Origin of the sequence: Gemmiger formicilis, assembly GCF_016901605.1 — a bacterium.
In the GTDB taxonomy this organism is placed as follows: Bacteria; Bacillota; Clostridia; order Oscillospirales; family Ruminococcaceae; genus Gemmiger; species Gemmiger formicilis_B.
Genome location: NZ_JACJKP010000922.1, coordinates 1 through 219, shown reverse-complemented (window position 1 = coordinate 219; position 219 = coordinate 1). Strand labels below are relative to the sequence as shown.

The following is a 219-nucleotide window of genomic DNA, read 5'->3' as shown; positions in this document are numbered from 1 at the left end:
CGACTACGAACCGCCCAAAAACTTTGTGGTTCCCATTGTGGGAGCCGTACAGGACCGGGCCAGCGTAGAGGTGCTGCGCGGCTGTGTCCGCGGCTGCCGTTTCTGCCAGGCGGGAATGGTCGGAGGTCGACAAACTGGTAAGGCTCAATTCGTCATAACCGGTGTTGCGGCAAAGTTCCCGGGCGCAGTCACTGATCATTTTCGGGGAGCGTTCCCGGA

1 protein-coding gene is annotated in these 219 nt (G+C 60.3%); it reads right to left on the bottom strand.

Annotated features, from left to right (window positions below):
- On the bottom strand, positions 1-199 hold a 199-nt coding region (locus H6B10_RS17265; protein WP_204652544.1), incomplete at its 3' end, for a hypothetical protein.
- Between the last annotated feature and the right edge of the window lie 20 nt (positions 200-219).